Raw genomic sequence first — 17,262 nt, 5'->3', positions numbered from 1 at the left:
GAGTCGTTCATGTCCGTGTTACTGATCGTGCTGCTGCCCCTGGTCGGCAGCCTGCTGCCCGTCATGGGCTCGAATGACCGACGCGGCCGCTGCGCCCTGATGACGGCGATTCCGCCGGCGCTCGCCTTGATCGTCGCCGGCCTGCATGCCGGCACGGTCTTCGCCGGCGGCGTTCCACGCGCCGCCTTCGACTGGATACCGGCCCTGGGGCTCGAATTCGCCATGCGCCTCGATGGCCTGTCGCTGCTGTTCGTGCTGCTGATTCTGGGCATCGGGCTGCTGATCATCCTCTATGCCCGCTACTACCTGTCGCCGAAGGACAACCTGCCGCGCTTCTATGCCTTCCTGATGCTGTTCATGGCGGCGATGCTGGGCATCGTGATGGCCGACAACCTGCTGCTGCTGTGGTTCTTCTGGGAGCTGACCAGCCTGTCGTCCTTCCTGCTGATCGGCTTCTGGTACCACCAGAGCGAGGCCCGCAAGGGCGCGCGCATGGCGCTGACGGTGACCGGTGCGGGCGGCCTGTGCCTGCTGGCCGGCTTCCTGCTGCTCGGCCATATCGTCGGCACCTACGACCTGCAGACCGTGCTCGACAGTCGGGACATGATCCAGGCCGACCCGCGCTACCTGCCCGCGCTGCTGCTGGTGCTGCTGGGCGCCTTCACCAAGTCGGCCCAGTTTCCCTTCCAGTTCTGGCTGCCGCATGCCATGGCCGCGCCGACCCCCGTCTCGGCCTTCCTGCATTCGGCGACCATGGTCAAGGCCGGGGTCTTTCTGCTGGCCCGCCTGCACCCGGCCCTGGCCGGCAGCGAGGCCTGGCTCTATCTGGTCGGTCTCACCGGCCTGGCGACCCTGCTCTACGGCGCCTACTTCGCGCTGCTCAAGTACGACCTCAAGGGCGTGCTGGCCAACTCCACGATCAGCCACCTGGGGCTGATCACCCTGCTGCTGGGGCTCGACCAGCGCATGGCGGTGGTCGCCGCGCTGCTGCATATCCTCAACCACGCGACCTTCAAGGCGGCGTTGTTCATGACCGCCGGCATCGTCGACCACGAGACCGGCACTCGCGACATCCGCAAGCTGCAGGGGCTGTGGCGGGCCATGCCGCTGACCGCGACCGTGGCGGTGATCGCCGGCGCGGCGATGGCGGGGGTGCCGCTGTTCAACGGCTTCCTGTCCAAGGAGATGATGCTCACCGAGACCCTGGAGACGTCGCTGCTCGGCGGCCTGGGCTGGCTGATCCCGGCGCTGGCGACCCTGGGCAGCCTGCTGTCGGTGGCCTATTCGATCCGCCTGGTGCACAACGTCTTCTTCAACGGCCCGCCGCGGGAGCTGCCTCGGACCCCGCACGAGCCGCCGCTGCCGATGGTCGCGCCGGGCCTGCTGCTGGCCGCGCTGTGCATCGTGGTCGGCGTGATGCCGGCGCTGACCGCCACGACCCTGATCGACGCCGCCGCCCGGGCCGCCCTCGTCGGCCCCGTGCCCGAACTGCACCTGGCGGTGTGGCACGGCTTCAACCTGCCGCTGCTGATGAGTGCCATCGCCCTGATCGGCGGTACCGTGCTCTATGTCCAGCGCCGCCACCTGTTCGCCTTCCAGCGCCAGTTCCGCATCCAGAACGCCCGCCTGAACTTCGAGGCGGCCGTGCAGTGGGTGGTGCGCGGCGCCCAGCAGCTGATCGATACCCTGGAGAACGGCTCCCTGCAGCGCTACATGCTGTGGCTGGTGATCACCATTCTCTGCCTGGTCGGCGGCACGCTGACCCATACCGTGCAGCTGCGCGGCCCCCTGCCGCTGCAGCCGCTGGACGGACTGCTCGTCGCCGGGGCGCTGATGGCGATGTTCGCCGGCCTGGCCACCGCGGTGCTGCACCGTCGGCGCCTGGTCTCGCTGCTGATGCTGTCGATCGTCGGCCTGGTGACCTCGCTGGCCTTCGCGCGCTTCTCGGCGCCCGACCTGGCGCTGACCCAGCTGGCGGTGGAGGTGGTGACCATGATCCTGCTGATGCTGGCGCTGTTCTTCCTGCCGCAGCGCACCCCCAAGGAATCCGGCGCGCCGCGTATCCTGCGTGATGCCCTGCTGGCGGCGGGCTTCGGCGGCATCGTCGCCAGCCTCAACTTCGCGGTGCTGACCCGGCCGCTGGAGTCGATCTCGCAGTACTTCGTCGACAACAGCGTGCCCGGCGGCGGCGGCCACAACGTGGTCAACGTGATCCTGGTGGACTTCCGCGGCTTCGACACCCTGGGCGAGATCACCGTGCTGTGCATCGCCGCGGTGGGCATCTACAAGCTGCTCAACCGGCTGCGCCTGTTCATGCCCTCGAGCGATGCCGACGGCCGCCCCTGGTCGAAGGATCGCCATCCGATGATCCTGGTCAGCGTCTCCCAGACCATCCTGCCGCTGGCCCTGCTGGTCTCGGTGTTCATCTTCCTGCGCGGCCACAACGCCCCGGGCGGCGGCTTCATCGCCGGGTTGGTCACCGCGGTGGCCCTGATCCTGATCTACATCGCCCGCGGGGTGGACTGGAGCCAGCGCCGGCTGTCCTTCCAGTACCAGCCGATCGCCGTCGCCGGGGTCGGCGTCGCCGCGCTGACCGGCCTGGGCAGCTGGGCGTTCGGGTACCCGTTCCTGACCTCGTCGTTCGGCCACTTCCATATCCCGCTGATCGGCGACGTGGAGCTGGCCACGGCGATGCTCTTCGACCTCGGCGTCTACCTCACGGTGGTCGGCGCCACCCTGATGATCCTGGCCAATCTGGGCAAGCTGACCACGCCCCACCGCCCCAGCAAGCAGAAGGAGAAGGCCTGATGGAAGCGCTGTTCTCGATGACCACCGGCGTGCTCGCCGCCTGCGGTCTGTTCCTCGCCCTGCGCGGCCGCACCTTCCCGGTGGTGGTGGGACTGACCCTGCTCTCCTATGCGGTCAACCTCTTCCTGTTCTCCATGGGCGGGCTGGATACGGGGGGCGCCGTGGTGCTCGACGACAAGGGCGGCAGCCACGCCGACCCGCTGCCTCAGGCCCTGGTGCTCACGGCGATCGTGATCGGCTTCGCCATGACGGCCTTCTCGGTCATTCTCGCCATGCGGGCGCGCGGCGATCTGGGCAGCGACCACGTCAACGGCAACCGGGTGGACGAGCCGCGGGAGGAACGCAGTTGATGAATCACCTGATCGTTCTGCCGATCCTGATCCCGCTGTTCAGCGGGCTGGGCTTGCTGCTCAAGCGCGAGGGGCCGGCGACGCCGCGCCGCCTGATCGCCCTGGCCGCCACCGTGGCCCTGCTGGTCTGCGGCGTGCTGCTGATGCGCCAGAGCGCCAGCGGCATCATCCAGTACTATGCGCTGGGCGACTGGCAGCCGCCGTTCGGCATCATCCTGGTGCTCGACCGGCTCTCGGCGCTGATGGTCACGCTCACCGCCCTGCTGGCGCTGGGCAGCCTGTGCTATGCCAGCGCCGGCAGCGACGAGGAAGGCTCCAACTTCCACGGCCTGTTCCAGCTGCAGCTGATGGGCATCAACGGCGCCTTCCTGACCGGCGACCTGTTCAACCTCTTCGTGTTCTTCGAGGTGCTGCTGATCGCCTCCTACTCGCTGCTGATGCACGGCGGCGGCAAGGCGCGCATCCACTCGGGCTTCCACTACGTGGTGCTCAACCTGGCCGGCTCGGCGCTGTTCCTGATCGGCCTGGGCGTGCTCTACGGCACCATCGGTACCCTCAACATGGCCGACATGGCCGCCCGGGCGCCGGGGCTGGACAGCGGCCGGCTGGTGCTGGCCGAGGCCGGGGCCATGCTGCTGCTGGTGGTCTTCGGCATGAAGTCGGCGATCCTGCCGCTGTACTTCTGGCTGCCGCGCGCCTATGCGGCGGCGCCGGCGCCCGTCGCGGCGCTGTTCGCGATCCTCACCAAGGTGGGCATCTACGCCATCCTGCGCGTGTTCACGCTGATCTTCGGCCCCCAGGCGGGCTCGCTGGCCAACCTGGCCCAGCCCTGGGTGTGGTGGCTGGCGCTGGCCACCCTGGCGCTCGGCGGGATCGGCGTGCTGTCGTCGCGGGATCTGCGCACCCAGGTGGCCTACCTGATCATCATCTCGGTGGGCACGCTGCTGGCCGGCATCGGCATGAACAGCCTCGACGCCCACGGCGCCCTGCTCTACTACATGGTGCACACCACGCTGATCACCGGCGGGCTGTTCCTGCTCGTCGACAGCATCGCCCGCCAGCGCGGCAAGGCCGGCGCCCGCATCGTGCGCGGCCGGTCGGTGCAGCAGGTCGCCCTGCTCGGCACGCTGTTCTTCGTCGCCGCCCTGGCCGTCGCCGGGGTGCCGCCCTTCTCGGGGGCCGTGGGCAAGGCGCTGCTGCTGCAGGCGGCGACCCCGGATCAGCAGGCCTGGCTGTGGCCGATCCTGCTGTCGAGCAGCCTGGCGGCGATCGTCGCCCTGTCGCGCAGTGGCTCCACGGTGTTCTGGCGCGCCTCGGGGGGCGGCGAGCGCAGCGAATCCCGGGACAGCGGGGACGCCCCGGGCATCGGTGCCCTGCGCACGCTGGGCCTGCTGCTGCTGATCGGCGCCTCGCCGCTGCTGGTGGCCTTCGCCGGGCCGCTGAGCGCCTACACCGAGGCCGCGGCCGACCAGCTGGCCGACCACGAGGCCTACATCCAGGCGATCCTCGAACGCCACCGGACGGAGGGTGACTCATGATTCCCGCGCAACCGTGGCTGCCCATGCCGCTGCTGTCGATCCTGCTGCTGGCAGTCTGGCTGATGCTGCAGCAGAGCCTGGCCCTCGGCCAGGTGCTGCTGGGTGGCTTTCTGGCCATCGTCATTCCGCTGCTCACCCGGCGCTTCTGGGAACACCAGCCGACCATCAAGCGCCCCTGGCTGCTGGTGCGCTACATCCTGCGTCTGCTCGGCGACATCATCGTCGCCAACCTGGAGGTCTCGAAGCTGATCCTCGACCCGCGCGGACGCATGCAGCCGGCCTTCATCGAGTATCCGCTGGAGCTCGAGGAACTGTTCCCCATCACCATCCTCGCCAGCACCATCACGCTGACGCCGGGAACGGTATCGGCCAACCTGCGCCAGGACCGCCGCACGCTGCTGATCCACGTGCTGGACACCGACGATATCCCGGCCACCATCGACACGATACGCGAGCGCTACGAACGACCGCTCAAGGAGATCTTCGGATGCTAGACATCGCCTTCTGGATCAGCCTGGCCCTGTTCACCGCCGCCATGCTGCTGTGCCTGTATCGCGCGGCGATCGGTCCCGGCCAGCCCGACCGCCTGCTGGCGCTGGATACCCTGTATGTCAACTCCATCGCGTTGATCGTGCTGCTCGGCATCTGGCTCAACGACAAGACCTATTTCGAGGCCGCCCTGCTGATCGCCATGCTCGGCTTCATCAGCACCGTGGCCGTCTGCAAGTACCTGCTGCGCGGCGACATCATCGAATGACGCCGGCGCGACACCGGCCAAGGAGCGAGACATGATCGGCTTCTACAACCTCATGGAGGGCGTGATCGCCTGCCTGCTGATTGCCGGCGGCGCGTTCGCCTTCATCGGCTCGCTGGGGCTGACCCACCTGCGCGACATCTACATGCGCCTGCACGGCCCCACCAAGACCACCACCCTCGGGGTGGGCTGTGTGCTGCTGGCCTCGATGCTCTACTTCTCGCTGGTCGGCAAGGGCCCGAGCTTCCAGGAGATGCTGATCACCGTCTTCCTGTTCATCACCGCGCCGGTGTCCGCCCACCTGCTGGCCAAGAGCGCGCTGCACCAGAAGCTCCCCCGCGATCCGCGCACCCGGGGCGAGATCGAGGAACTGGCCGAGGACGAGGAGCACGAGGCCAACGGCGACCGCCTGCCCTGACGCCCTACCAGCCGCGGGAGTGCTGCTCCACCAGCTGGGCGAACAGCGCGATGTGATCGGCACGGTCGTTGAGCGCCGGAATGTAGCGATAGACCCGGCCGCCGGCGCCGAGGAAGTTGTCACGGTTTTCTACCTCGAGCTCCTCGAGGGTCTCCAGGCAGTCGGCGGCGAAGGCCGGGCTGATCACGTCGACGTGCTCGACACCCTCGCCGCCCCAGGCCTGCAGCGTCTCGTCGGTGTAAGGCCGAAGCCATTCCTCGCGGCCGAAGCGCGACTGATAGCTCATCAGCCAGGCGTCGTCGGCGAGATCCAGCGCCTCGGCCAGCGCCCGGCTGGTGGCCGCGCATTGCTGGGGGTAGGGGTCGCCCGACTCGGCATAGCGCCGGGGAATGCCGTGGTAGGACATCAGCAGCCGCCCCCGCTCGCCACCGTGGCTCGCCCAGTGCTCGCGCACGCTGGCCGCGAGCGCCTCGATGTAGGCCGGATGATCGTGATAACTGTTCACGAACCGCAGCTCGGGCAGATGCGGGCAGGGCTTGAGCGCCCGCGCCAGACGGTCGAAGACCGCCGCGGTGGTCGAGCGCGAGTACTGCGGGAACAGCGGCAGCACCAGGATGCGCGACACCCCGGCATCGCGCAGGGCCTGGCCGGCCCGCTCCATGCTCGGGTTGCCGTAGGTCATTGCCAGCTCCACGGGGATCGTCTCGCCGAAGCACTCGGCGAGACGCTCGGCCAGGGCGCGCTGCTGGCGGCGGCCGATCGCCAGCAGCGGCGAGCCCTCCGCCTGCCAGACCGCGGCATAGTTGCGGGCCACTCGGCCCGGGCGCACGCGCAGGATCACCCCGTGCAGGATCAGCCACCACAGCGGCCGCGAGACATCGACCACCCGTTCGTCCCACAGGAACTCCGCCAGATAGCGGCGTACCGCCGCCGGGGTCGGCGCATCGGGGGTACCGAGGTTGGCCAGCAGGACACCGAAGCGGGGCTGGGACATGAACGACTCTCCTTGAACGCAAGCAGGTGACAGTGCGGGCAGTCTATCAAGCCCCCGGCTCGCCAGGGGAATGAAGCATGACTATGCCGGTTATTTGTACAATCATTGAACAACTGAACACCAGGGCAGTACGCCTGCCTCGGCAACGCTCGGAGGCGTCATGACCTCACCGGCCACCGCCCAGCCACCACTGACGATGCTCTACGACGGCGACTGCCCGATCTGCCAACGTCAGGTCGCCTGGATTCAGCGGCAACGCCATCGCGAGCGCATCCGCTGCGTGAACATCCGCGCGGCGGACTTCTCGCCGGCGGCCTGGGGACGCGAGTGGCAGGAGCTGCTGGGACGCATGTTCGCCCGCGACGGGCGAGGCGAGTGGTTCGCGGGAATGGCGGCGGTTCGGGCGATGCTCGCCCTGCTGGGCTATCGCCGGCTGGTGTGGCTGTCACTCCGGCCGGGGCTCAAGGGGCTGCTCGATCGGGGCTATCTGTGGGTGGCGCGGCACCGCTTCACCCTGGGCCGGCTGCTGCCGACCCGGTACTGAGCCTCAGAAGACCAGCGGCATGCGCGAGGCCAGCGGCTCGTGATAGTGGGCCTCGTGGCCGATCATCTCGTCGTGGGCGACGAACTGGACCAGATAGGCACGATGGATGCCGGCCCGCTTGAGTTCCAGGTAGACATCGTCCAGCGCCCGGAACAGCATCGGCTTGCCCCGGCGGGTCAGCAGGTGGCGCTGCCCCTCGAGGTCCTCGAGCTCGACCTGGTAGAAACGGCTGCCGGCGTGGCTGATGACGCGAACTTCGAAATTGTCGTGCTCGTGCACGTAGTGCTTGAGTGCGTGAAGCTCCATGAGGCTCCCTCCTTGTGCTTGTCGATCCATTTGGTGGGCCTGCTTATCCACTCAGGCTAGCCACCGGGTGTGACAGGTCCATGTCATCGGTCAATCTTTCCAGACCACGCAACGCGGCTGAAGTTCACGCCGGATAACGGGCCACCACGCGCCCCGTGGCGTCGCGCTTGGCCTGTGCCTTGAGGTTGCGCCAGCAGTCCCCGAAGCTCGTCGGCCGGTGCGTGCCGGAGAGCACCAGCGCGGCGATGGACAGCCGTGGCAGGCCGAAGACACGCCGCTGGCCGAAGCGGTCCACCCCGTCGAAACCGCCGGCCCGGACGATGGCGTCGGGCACCAGCGCCTCGCAGGCCCGCCGGAAGCGCCGCTGGATGTCGGCCAGGCGGGCGTGGCGATCGCCGGTGTCGTCGAGCAGCAGCACGAAGTCGTCGCCGCCCAGATGCCCCAGGAAGTCGCCGTCGCGCAGCGACTCGCCGAGCAGTTCGGCCAGCACCAGCAGCAGGCGATCGCCCAGGGCGTAGCCGAAGCGGTCGTTGAACGGCTTGAAGTGATCCAGGTCCAGATAGGCGGCGATGAAGGGCCGGGCGCGCCCGGCGAAGCGGTCCAGGGCGGCGCGGATTGGCGCATTGCCGGGCAGCTGGGTCAGGGGATTGGCCTGGCGGGCGATCTCGACGCGCTGCTCGGTGATGACCTGCAGCAGGTCGACCACCCGTCCCATGCCGCGATAGCGCCCCGCCGCGGTGATCACGAAGTCCTCGTCGCGCAGGTCGCGTTCGCGCCCGGTGACCTTGCGCGAGACCTGATCCAGCGAGGCGCTGCCCTCCACGCACAGCGGGGCGTGACGCATCACCCGGGTGACCCGCTGGCGCCCGTGGAGGTCGAAGCCGAAGCGCTTGCCGACCAGTGCCAGGAGGCGCTGGCGGTCGAGCACGCCGATGGGGATGCCCTGCTCGTCGACCACCGCCAGGCAGCGCGAGTCGGGCTCGGCGGCGAAGCGCTCGCTGGCCTCGGCCACGCTGGCGTCTGCCGGCAGCGGCGTCACCGCGGTGCAGAGTCGCTCGATGATCACCGCCTCCAGCGGCCGACGGTGGCGCCGCGTCAGGGTCGCGAGCCGCTCGTCCAGCGCCGGCCGCCGTCGGGCCGGGTCCGGCGCCGGATGGGCGAAGAGCCAGCCCTGGCAGTAGTCGGCCCCCAGCTCCCCCAGGCAGGCCAGCTCCGCCTCCCGCTCGACGCCCTCGGCGATCACCTGCGAGCCCATGCTGTGGGCGATGTCGATGATCGCCCGCACGAAGCGACGCTTGACCGGGTCACCGTCGAGCCCGCTGACGAAATGCCGGTCGAGCTTGACGAAATCCGGGGCGATCTCCGACCACAGGCGCAGCCCGGCATAGCCCTCGCCGAGATCGTCCAGGGCGATGGCGAAGCCCATCGACTGATAGTGGCGCACCGCCTCGGCCATCAGCGTCGGATCGATGCCCGGTGACTGCTCGGTCAGCTCGATCACCACGCGATGGGGCGGCAACCCCAGGATCTCGAGCAGGCGCCGTGTCTCGCCACTGCGATGCTGCGGGTCCAGCAGCACCTCCGGCGAGACGTTGATGAACAGCCGCTCGTCGAGGCCCGCATCGACCCAGCGGGTCATGGCCCGCTCGCGACACACCGCTTCCAGCGGTGCCAGCAGGCGCTGCGCCCGGGCGGCCCGGAAGAGCGCCAGCGGCGGCTCGAGCGACGTGCCGGCCGGCCCGCGGGACAGGGCTTCATAGGCGAAGACATGGCCGGAATGCACCGACACGATCGGCTGAAAGTGAACCGTGATGGCCGCCGTGTCGATGAAGGCATCCAGCCCGGCAACTGGCGAGATACAGGAGATGTCGGGATTCATGCCGCCATTGAGCGGCATGACGATGACACTCTCGTGACAAACGCATCCTTTCGCGACCGGCGCCGCCCACGGCGGCGGCGCTCCTCAGGCATCGGGCCGGTAGGTCGAGGGATCGATGGCGATGCCCAGCGAATTGCGGTCGACCCAGTTGCCGGCCTTGGTCTGCTTGTAACGGAACACCACGTAGTCGCCCTCGCCGACCGGCAGCTCGGCGTCCTCGGTCTGGTAGCTGTAGGTCTCGCCGTCGACCACCAGCGTGTAGCGGTACAGGTCGGGCATGCCCAGCCATTCCTGAAAGGGGCCCTCGCGCTCGATGCTCTCGAGCGTGCCGCGTGCCTCCAGCTTGGGGGTACGCTTGCGATAGCCGCGACGATATCCGCCCGCCATGCCTCTCTCCTCTGTCGTCTGTGCCGTCGATGGTCACCCGGGGCCGGTTGACGCCCGAGGGGCGGCATTATACGGCCGCACCGCCCGGCCTCAACCCCGGGTCATTCGCCGAAGTGCTGGCCGTAGCTGTCGGGGGCGAGATCCTCGAAGCGCGTGTACTTGCCGATGAAGGCCAGATGCACCGTGCCGATCGGCCCGTTGCGCTGCTTGCCGATGACCAGCTCGGCCAGCCCCTTGTTGTCGGGGTTATCCGGATTGTAGACCTCGTCGCGATAGACGAAGGCAATCAGATCGGCGTCCTGCTCGATGGCGCCGGACTCGCGCAGGTCCGACATCACCGGACGCTTGTTGGGCCGCTGCTCCAGCGAGCGGTTGAGCTGCGACAGGGCGATCACCGGACAGCCGAACTCCTTGGCCAGGCCCTTCAGCGAACGCGAGATCTCGGAGATCTCGCCGGTGCGGTTCTCGGAGAAGCCGGGAATCTGCATCAGCTGCAGGTAGTCGATCATGATCATGCCGAGATTGCCGTGCTCGCGAACGATACGCCGAATGCGCGAGCGCATCTCGTTGGGCGACAGCGCCGCCGTGTCGTCGATGAACAGCTGCTTGTCCTTGAGCAGGTTGACCGCCGATGTCAGCCGCGGCCAGTCCTCGTCCTCGAGCTGGCCGGTGCGCACCCGGGTCTGGTCGATTCGCCCCAGCGAGGAAAGCATGCGCAGCATCAGCGCCTCGGCGGGCATCTCCATCGAGAACACCATCACCGGCTTGTCGCTGGAGATCACCGCATGCTCGACGACGTTCATTGCGAAGGTGGTCTTGCCCATCGACGGACGCCCGGCAATGATCACCAGGTCGGAGGGCTGCAGGCCCGAGGTCATGTCATCCAGGTCGCGGAAGCCGGTGGACAGCCCGGTCATCTGCCCCTGCATGTTGAACAGCTCGTCGATGCGGTCCACCGCCTTGGTGAGCAGGTCGCTCATGCCGATCGGTCCGCCCATCTTGGGCCGCGACTCGCTGATCTGGAAGACCAGCCGCTCGGCCTCGTTGACCAGCTCGTCGGCCGGGCGGCCCTGCGGGGCGAAGGCGCCGTCGGCGATCTGGCTGGCGGCCTGGATCAGCTTGCGCAGGGTGGCGCGCTCGCGAACGATGTCGGCGTAGGCGCGGATGTTGCTGGCCGAGGGCGTGTTGCGGGCCAGCTCGGCGAGATAGGCCAGCCCGCCCACGGTATCGAGCTGGTCCCGGGACTCCAGCGCCTCGGAGAGCGTCACCACGTCGAGCGGATGCGCGCCCTCGGCCAGCTGGATCATCACGTTGAAGACCAGGCGATGCTCGTAGCGGTAGAAGTCATCCGCCACCAGCCGTTCGGAGACGGTATCCCAGGCGGCGTTGTCGAGCATCAGGCCGCCCAGCACCGACTGCTCGGCCTCCAGCGAATGCGGCGGCACCTTGAGGGCGGCCGCTTCCGGATCCAGTTCCAGGGAGTCACTCATGGGCTCGTTCCGACATCGGGGGCGGGAAGGTCGTGTCGACCGCCGCGCCATTCTAGCCTATCTCGTCGCGCCGCGCGCCGGCCCGAACGCCGGCGCGCGCGCAAAAGAAAGCGCGACACCCCGGAAGGCGCCGCGCTGTTTCTCGACCGGCCGGGCCGGCCGTGCAGGGCGTGTTACTCGGCCACCACCACGATACGCACGGTGGCGTCGACTTCCGCGTGCAGGTGCAGCTGGACGTCGTACTCGCCGGTCGCGCGGATCGGACCGTCGGGCATGCGGACTTCGCTCTTGGCGACGTCGAGGCCGGCCTGGGTCAGGGCATCGGCCAGGTCGCGCGGTCCGATGGAACCGAACAGCTTGCCTTCGTCGCCGGCCTTGGCGACCAGCGACAGCTCGATGTCGTTGAGCTGCTCGGCGCGCTCCTCGGCTTCACGCTGGCGCTCGACGGCCTGGGCCTCGAGTTCCGCACGCTGTGCCTCGAAGGCGGCGACGTTGTCCTTGGTCGCCGGCACGGCCAGGCCGTAGGGGACCAGATAATTGCGGCCGTAACCAGGCTTGACGGTGACCTTGTCACCCAGCGCACCCAGCTTGCCGATCTTGTCGAGCAGAATGACTTCCATCTCGTTAACCTCTTGTCATTGGCTGCGGGCCAGCCGGCCGCGGAAATCCGCGAAGGTATCGACCAGGCCCAGCAGCAGCACGATCAGAATCATGGGCCAGGTGGTCAGCAGCAGCGCATAGAAGGCGACCAGCCATAACCCGTTCATCCCTTTGAGACCAATCAGGCCGTGAATCAACGCAATGCCACCGATCAGCAGCGGCACCCAGCTCATGAACACCAGCGCCGGCCAGGTCACCAGACCGCCGACGATGGCCATGGCGAACAGCCCCAGCAGTTCCCGGCGGGTCAGGCGCAGGCCGTGGAACTCGCTGCGGAAGCCGCCCGGGTTGTAGAGCCCGGCCTGCCAGCTGCGGGCCAGCGCCAGGCAGGCCACACTGGCCAGCATGACGATCAGCCCGGTGATGCCGCCGATCAGCAGCGTGGCCAGCCGCTCGGTGGACACCCCCTGGGCGGCCAGCTCGTCGAGCATGCGGGCGAACTCCGGCGAGCTCTGGCGCAGCGTCTCGAGCAGCGGATCGACGCCGCCAGGCGGCAGGAACACGCCCAGCTGCACCATGACGGCCGCGGCCAGCGCACCGACGATCAGCGTCTCGCTCCAGCGACGGCGCGCACGCAGCACGACCGCCATCAGCGTCACCAGCAGCAGCGTGGCCAGCGGGATGCTGTCACCCCGCGTCCACCACCAGCCGGTGGGCAGTGCGGCGGCGATGATCACCGGCATGGCCGGTGCCAGGCCGCGGCGCAGCGTCACCAGCGAGGCGATCGCGGCGCTCAGCCAGAACAGCCACGGCACGAGGGCGGCGGCGGCAGCGGCACCCGCGGCATGCGGCGTGCCGCGCATGACCCAGCGAGCCAGGGGTAGCATTGCGTGGTATCGGCTTACTGGTGGCTATCGGTGTACGGCAGCAGCGCCAGGTAACGGGCCCGCTTGATGGCGGTGGACAGCTGACGCTGGTACCGCGCACGGGTGCCGGTGATGCGGCTGGGAACGATCTTGCCGGTCTCGGTGATGTAGGCCTTGAGGGTATCGATATCCTTGTAATCGATATACTTCACGCCCTCGGCGGTAAAGCGGCAGAACTTGCGGCGACGGAAAAAGCGTGCCATGGATTATCCTCCTGGACGGGCAGCGATTCAGTTGGCGGCGGCTTCGGTGCGCTCGGCGCGGGGCTTGTCGGACTTCTCGTCACGACGACGACCCTTGTCCTCGGCGGCCTTCATCATCGGCGACGCCTCGGTCACGGCTTCCTTGCAGCGCACCACCAGGCTGCGGATGATGGCATCGTTGAAGCGGAAGATGTTCTCGATTTCCTCGAGAGTCTCGCCGCGGCACTCGATGTTCATCAGCACGTAGTGGGCCTTGTGAATCTTGTTGATCGGGTAGGCCAGGTGACGGCGCCCCCAATCCTCGAGACGATGCACGGTGCCGCCGTTGTCGGTGACGAGGCTGGTGTAGCGCTCGACCATCGCCGGAACCTGCTCGCTCTGATCCGGGTGGACCATGAACACGATTTCGTAATGACGCATGGTATCTCCTTTCGGTTTGACAGCTTCCCGATGGCGACAGTGGAACCGGCCATGCGGAAGCAAGGAGTCTTGAGTACGGGGTGAGGGTGTTCAAAGAACCGCACAATTGTAGTGATGCGCCCCACCCCATGCAAGCGGCGTTCAGCCGCCGGCCGCCCCGCGGCGCTGGCGCACGGCCTCGAACAGGCACACGCCGGTGGCCACCGAGACGTTGAGGCTGGAGACGCTGCCCGCCATGGGCAGCTTGATGAGGGTGTCGCAGGCTTCGCGGGTGAGCCGCCGCAGCCCCTTGCCCTCGGCGCCCATCACCAGCGCCACGGGGCGGGCGAAGTCGGCCGCGAAGACGTCGTCGGTCGCCTCGCCGGCGGTGCCCAGCACCCAGACGCCGGCGCCCTTGAGCCGGCCCAGGGCGCGCGCCAGGTTGGTGACGCGATAGACCGGCACGCTCTCGGCGGCCCCGCAGGCCACCTTGCGCACGGTGGCGTTGAGCGGCGCCGACTTGTCCTTGGGCACCACCACGCCGTGCACGCCCGCGGCGTCGGCACTGCGCAGGCAGGCGCCTAGATTGTGCACGTCGGTGACGCCGTCGAGCACCAGCAGCAGCGGCGGCTCGGCGTGCGGCCAGCCGCCGAGGCGATGCCACAGCGTCTCCTCGCTCTGCGCCTCGAGCGGCGGACAGAAGGCGATCACCCCCTGATGACTGGCCCCCTGGGCCAGGCCGTCGAGCACCTCGCGGGGCTGGGCGACGAGCCGCGCACCGGCCGCCTCGGCGCGGGCGAGCAGCTCGCCGAGCCGGCGTTCGGCGACCCCCTCCTGATACCAGAGCTCGCGGGGGGTCTCGCCACGCTCGAGCAGCGCCTCGACGGCATGCACGCCGAACACGCCGTCCAGCCCGGGCGGGGTCGCGATGCGCGGCGCCTTCGCCGGCCCGCGCCCCCGGCCCTTGCCGCCGACGGGCGCGCGGGCCTGACGGCGACTCACGACGACTCCCCGCCGCGACGCTCGCGCTTGCCGGGCCGCGACTTGCGCCGCGAGCGCTTGCGCCCGCCGCTCTCGTCACCGCTGCCGCGGGTCCCGCCGGCCTTGCGCGGCGGCTTCTGGCGACGCGGATGCTCGTCGACCAGCTCGAAATCGATCTTGCGCTCGTCGAGGTCGACCCGCGCGACCTGCACGGTGACGCCGTCACCCAGGCGGTAGGCGAAGCCGCCCCGCTCGCCCTTGAGACGGTGCTTCTCGGGCTCGTAGTGGTAGTAGTCGGAGGGCAGCGAGGTGACGTGCACCAGCCCCTCCACGTAGACGTCGTCGAGACGCACGAAGATGCCGAACTGGGTCACCGAGGCGATGGTGCCCTCGAAGGTGTCGCCGACCTTGTCGGACATGAACTCGCACTTCAGCCAGTCGGTGACGTCGCGGGTCGCGTCGTCGGCGCGGCGCTCGGTCATCGAGCAGTGCTCGCCGAGCTCGATCATCTGCTCGAAGGTGTAGGGGCACCAGGTGGAGGGCTTCTCCACCGGCGCCCCCTCGGCACGCAACACGTTGCTGGTCTGGCGCGGCCCGCGGATCACCGAACGGATCGCGCGGTGCACCAGCAGGTCCGGGTAGCGGCGGATCGGCGAGGTGAAGTGCGCATAGGCCTGGTAGGCCAGCCCGAAGTGCCCCTCGTTGTGGGGCGAGTAGACCGCCTGGCTCATGGTGCGCAGCATCACCGTCTGGATGATGTCGGCATCGGGGCGGTCCTTGATCGTCTCGCGCAGGGTCTGGAAGTCCTGCGGCGTGGGCTCGTCGCCGCCCGGCAGGGTCAGGCCCAGCTCGTTGAGGAACAGCCGCAGCTTGTCGAGGCGCTCGGCGGCCGGCGGCTGGTGGATGCGATACAGCGCAGGCAGGTCGTGCTTGTCGAGGAAGCGGGCCGTGGCCACGTTGGCGGCCAGCATGCACTCCTCGATCAGCTTGTGGGCGTCGTTGCGCGAGCGCGGCACGATGGCCTCGATCTTGCGCTCGGCGTTGAACAGGATCTCGGTCTCGGTGGTCTCGAAATCGATGGCGCCACGCTCCTCGCGGGACTGGCGCAGCAGCTTGTAGAGCGCGTGCAGATTGTGCAGCGAGGGCAGCAGGCTGTGATAGCGCTGGCAGAGCTCCTGACCCAGCGGGCTGTCGGGGGACTCGAGCATCTCGCCGACCTGGGTGTAGGTCAGGCGGGCGTGCGACCGGATCACCGCCTCGTAGAAACGATAACGGCTGATCGCCCCGGTCTTCGAGATGTTCATCTCGCAGACCAGCGTCAGGCGATCGACCTCGGGGTTGAGCGAGCACAGCCCGTTGGAGAGCAGCTCGGGCAGCATCGGCACCACCTGGCCGGGGAAGTACACCGAGTTGCCGCGGACGTGCGCCTCCTGATCGAGCGCCGAGCTCGGACGCACATAGTGCGAGACATCGGCGATCGCCACGAGCAGCTTCCAGCTGCCCGACTTGGTCTTCCAGGCGCAGACGGCGTCGTCGAAGTCCTTGGCGTCCTCGCCGTCGATGGTCACCAGCGGGGTGTCGCGCAGGTCGATGCGATGGTGCTTGTCGGCCTCGGCCACCTGATCCGACATGCCGTCGATCTGGGCCTCGACCTCGGGCGGGAAGGCGTCGGGAATCTCGTAGCTGCGGATGGCGATGTCGATCTCCATCCCCGGGTCCATGCGCTCGCCGAGCACCTCGGTCACCTCGCCCACCGGCTGCACGCGGGTCTCGGGCTGCTGGGTGATGCGCACCGACACCACCTGGCCGTCCCGGGCGCCGCCGGTGGCGCTGTTGGGAACGATCACCTCCTGGGTGATGCGGGTGTTCTCGGGGATCAGCACGCCGAACTCGCTCGAGCGCTCGCGGAACACGCCGACCAGCGCCTGGGTGTTGCGGGACAGCACCTCGACGATGGTCGCCTCGTCGCGACCGCGGCGATCACGGCCGCTGATGCGCACCAGCACGTGGTCGCCGTGGAACACGCGGCGCATCTGGCGCGGCGGCAGCACCAGGTCGGGTTTCTTGCCGTCGTCGCGGAGCAGGAAGCCGATGCCGTCGCGATGGCCCAGCACCTTGCCCTTGATGAGATCGAGCTTGTCGATCAGCGCGTAGGCGCCACGACGGTTGCGCAGGATCTGGCCGTCGCGCTCCATGGCTGCCAGACGGCGGCGCACGGCCTCGACCTGGTCGTCGTCGGTCAGGCCGAGCATGCGACTCATGTTCTCGTCGGTGATCGGCTTGCCGTATTCCTCGAGCCGGTCCAGCAGGTATTCGCGGCTGGGCACCGGCTTGTCGTATTTCTCGGCTTCGCGCGCGGCGTGCGGATCGTCATTTAACGTCCAGTGATTCATGTTGTTGCTTCCTTGATTGTCGTTGCGGGCGATGACGGACGCGGCGCGGCTGATAAGGGGCTTGTCATGCGCGCAGTATAGCGCCGTGCGCAAGGCGACCCAACCATCGGCCGGCAACCCGCGGCCGCCATCCACCGACGAATTGCCGCCGAGGGGCTTGCATTCGTGCCAGGAATCGGTATGATTCGTGGCCACTTGCCCCGGCCCAGGTGGCGGAATTGGTAGACGCGCTAGCTTCAGGTGCTAGTGTCCTTACGGACGTGGAGGTTCAAGTCCTCTCCTGGGCACCATC

The 17,262-nt window shown here is 68.5% G+C and carries 18 protein-coding genes and 1 tRNA gene; 8 read left to right on the top strand and 11 right to left on the bottom strand.

The window, feature by feature from the left end:
• Positions 1-9: 9 nt before the first annotated feature.
• The 6 genes from KGQ91_RS06730 to KGQ91_RS06705 are packed head-to-tail and all read left to right on the top strand — an operon-like array spanning position 10 to position 5,868.
• Positions 10-2,808, top strand: coding sequence for a monovalent cation/H+ antiporter subunit A (locus KGQ91_RS06730; protein ID WP_163648279.1), 2,799 nt, complete (start codon positions 10-12; stop codon positions 2,806-2,808).
• The gene (locus KGQ91_RS06725; protein ID WP_224420606.1) at positions 2,808-3,158 is read left to right on the top strand and encodes a Na+/H+ antiporter subunit C; all 351 of its coding nucleotides are present in this window, start codon (positions 2,808-2,810) and stop codon (positions 3,156-3,158) included. The genes KGQ91_RS06730 and KGQ91_RS06725 overlap by 1 nt, the downstream gene beginning before the upstream one ends.
• Entirely contained in the window at positions 3,155-4,696 is a 1,542-nt protein-coding gene (locus KGQ91_RS06720; protein WP_224420605.1) for a monovalent cation/H+ antiporter subunit D, read from the top strand. The genes KGQ91_RS06725 and KGQ91_RS06720 overlap by 4 nt, the downstream gene beginning before the upstream one ends.
• A complete protein-coding gene (locus KGQ91_RS06715; RefSeq protein ID WP_224420604.1) occupies positions 4,693-5,190 on the top strand; it encodes a Na+/H+ antiporter subunit E in 498 nt (165 codons plus the stop codon). Before KGQ91_RS06720 ends, KGQ91_RS06715 begins: the two co-directional genes overlap by 4 nt.
• A complete protein-coding gene (locus KGQ91_RS06710; protein ID WP_224420603.1) occupies positions 5,184-5,453 on the top strand; it encodes a K+/H+ antiporter subunit F in 270 nt (89 codons plus the stop codon). The genes KGQ91_RS06715 and KGQ91_RS06710 overlap by 7 nt, the downstream gene beginning before the upstream one ends.
• Positions 5,454-5,484: 31 nt before the next feature.
• Entirely contained in the window at positions 5,485-5,868 is a 384-nt protein-coding gene (locus tag KGQ91_RS06705; protein ID WP_224415782.1) for a Na+/H+ antiporter subunit G, read from the top strand.
• 4 nt (positions 5,869-5,872) lie between these two features.
• On the opposite strand, the gene hemH is transcribed toward KGQ91_RS06705, so the two are convergent.
• Positions 5,873-6,862 carry a ferrochelatase gene (gene hemH, locus KGQ91_RS06700; protein ID WP_224415783.1) on the bottom strand — a complete coding sequence of 330 codons (990 nt, stop codon included), beginning with the start codon at positions 6,860-6,862 and terminating at the stop codon, positions 5,873-5,875.
• A gap of 160 nt (positions 6,863-7,022) precedes the next feature.
• On the opposite strand from hemH, the gene KGQ91_RS06695 reads away from it, so the two are divergent.
• Positions 7,023-7,406, top strand: a complete 384-nt coding sequence (locus KGQ91_RS06695; RefSeq protein WP_224415784.1) for a thiol-disulfide oxidoreductase DCC family protein — start codon at positions 7,023-7,025, stop codon at positions 7,404-7,406.
• Positions 7,407-7,409: 3 nt separating this feature from the next.
• On the opposite strand, the gene KGQ91_RS06690 is transcribed toward KGQ91_RS06695, so the two are convergent.
• From KGQ91_RS06690 to rnr, 10 genes are all read right to left on the bottom strand, one after another.
• Positions 7,410-7,712 (bottom strand): DUF6482 family protein, encoded by a 303-nt coding sequence (locus tag KGQ91_RS06690; protein ID WP_224415785.1) that lies wholly within the window; start codon positions 7,710-7,712, stop codon positions 7,410-7,412.
• Between the two features lie 124 nt (positions 7,713-7,836).
• Positions 7,837-9,609: a GGDEF domain-containing protein gene (locus KGQ91_RS06685; RefSeq protein ID WP_224415786.1), complete on the bottom strand. Its 1,773-nt coding sequence runs from the start codon at positions 9,607-9,609 to the stop codon at positions 7,837-7,839.
• A 66-nt stretch (positions 9,610-9,675) separates the two neighbouring features.
• Entirely contained in the window at positions 9,676-9,978 is a 303-nt protein-coding gene (locus KGQ91_RS06680; protein WP_163648269.1) for a hypothetical protein, read from the bottom strand.
• A 101-nt stretch (positions 9,979-10,079) separates the two neighbouring features.
• Positions 10,080-11,468, bottom strand: a complete 1,389-nt coding sequence (dnaB, locus tag KGQ91_RS06675) for a replicative DNA helicase (protein WP_224420602.1) — start codon at positions 11,466-11,468, stop codon at positions 10,080-10,082.
• A gap of 173 nt (positions 11,469-11,641) precedes the next feature.
• On the bottom strand, positions 11,642-12,088 hold the full coding sequence (gene rplI, locus KGQ91_RS06670; protein ID WP_224420601.1) for a 50S ribosomal protein L9: 447 nt from the start codon (positions 12,086-12,088) through the stop codon (positions 11,642-11,644).
• A gap of 15 nt (positions 12,089-12,103) precedes the next feature.
• Positions 12,104-12,955, bottom strand: a complete 852-nt coding sequence (locus KGQ91_RS06665; RefSeq protein WP_224415789.1) for a hypothetical protein — start codon at positions 12,953-12,955, stop codon at positions 12,104-12,106.
• Between the two features lie 14 nt (positions 12,956-12,969).
• Positions 12,970-13,197: a 30S ribosomal protein S18 gene (rpsR, locus tag KGQ91_RS06660; protein ID WP_031382360.1), complete on the bottom strand. Its 228-nt coding sequence runs from the start codon at positions 13,195-13,197 to the stop codon at positions 12,970-12,972.
• A 27-nt stretch (positions 13,198-13,224) separates the two neighbouring features.
• Entirely contained in the window at positions 13,225-13,617 is a 393-nt protein-coding gene (gene rpsF, locus KGQ91_RS06655; protein WP_163648265.1) for a 30S ribosomal protein S6, read from the bottom strand.
• A gap of 141 nt (positions 13,618-13,758) precedes the next feature.
• Positions 13,759-14,490, bottom strand: coding sequence for a 23S rRNA (guanosine(2251)-2'-O)-methyltransferase RlmB (gene rlmB, locus KGQ91_RS06650; RefSeq protein WP_224421393.1), 732 nt, complete (start codon positions 14,488-14,490; stop codon positions 13,759-13,761).
• 104 nt (positions 14,491-14,594) lie between these two features.
• Complete coding sequence (rnr, locus tag KGQ91_RS06645) at positions 14,595-16,970, bottom strand: ribonuclease R (protein ID WP_224420600.1); 2,376 nt, start codon at positions 16,968-16,970, stop codon at positions 14,595-14,597.
• 203 nt (positions 16,971-17,173) lie between these two features.
• Here rnr and KGQ91_RS06640 point away from each other — a divergent pair.
• A tRNA-Leu gene (locus tag KGQ91_RS06640) sits at positions 17,174-17,260 on the top strand.
• Positions 17,261-17,262: the final 2 nt, after the last annotated feature.

The sequence above is a fragment of the Modicisalibacter tunisiensis genome, assembly GCF_020148005.1.
GTDB lineage: Bacteria > Pseudomonadota > Gammaproteobacteria > Pseudomonadales > Halomonadaceae > Modicisalibacter > Modicisalibacter tunisiensis.
The sequence above is the reverse complement of the archived record's forward strand: the minus strand, read 5'-3'. Positions and strand labels throughout refer to the sequence as shown.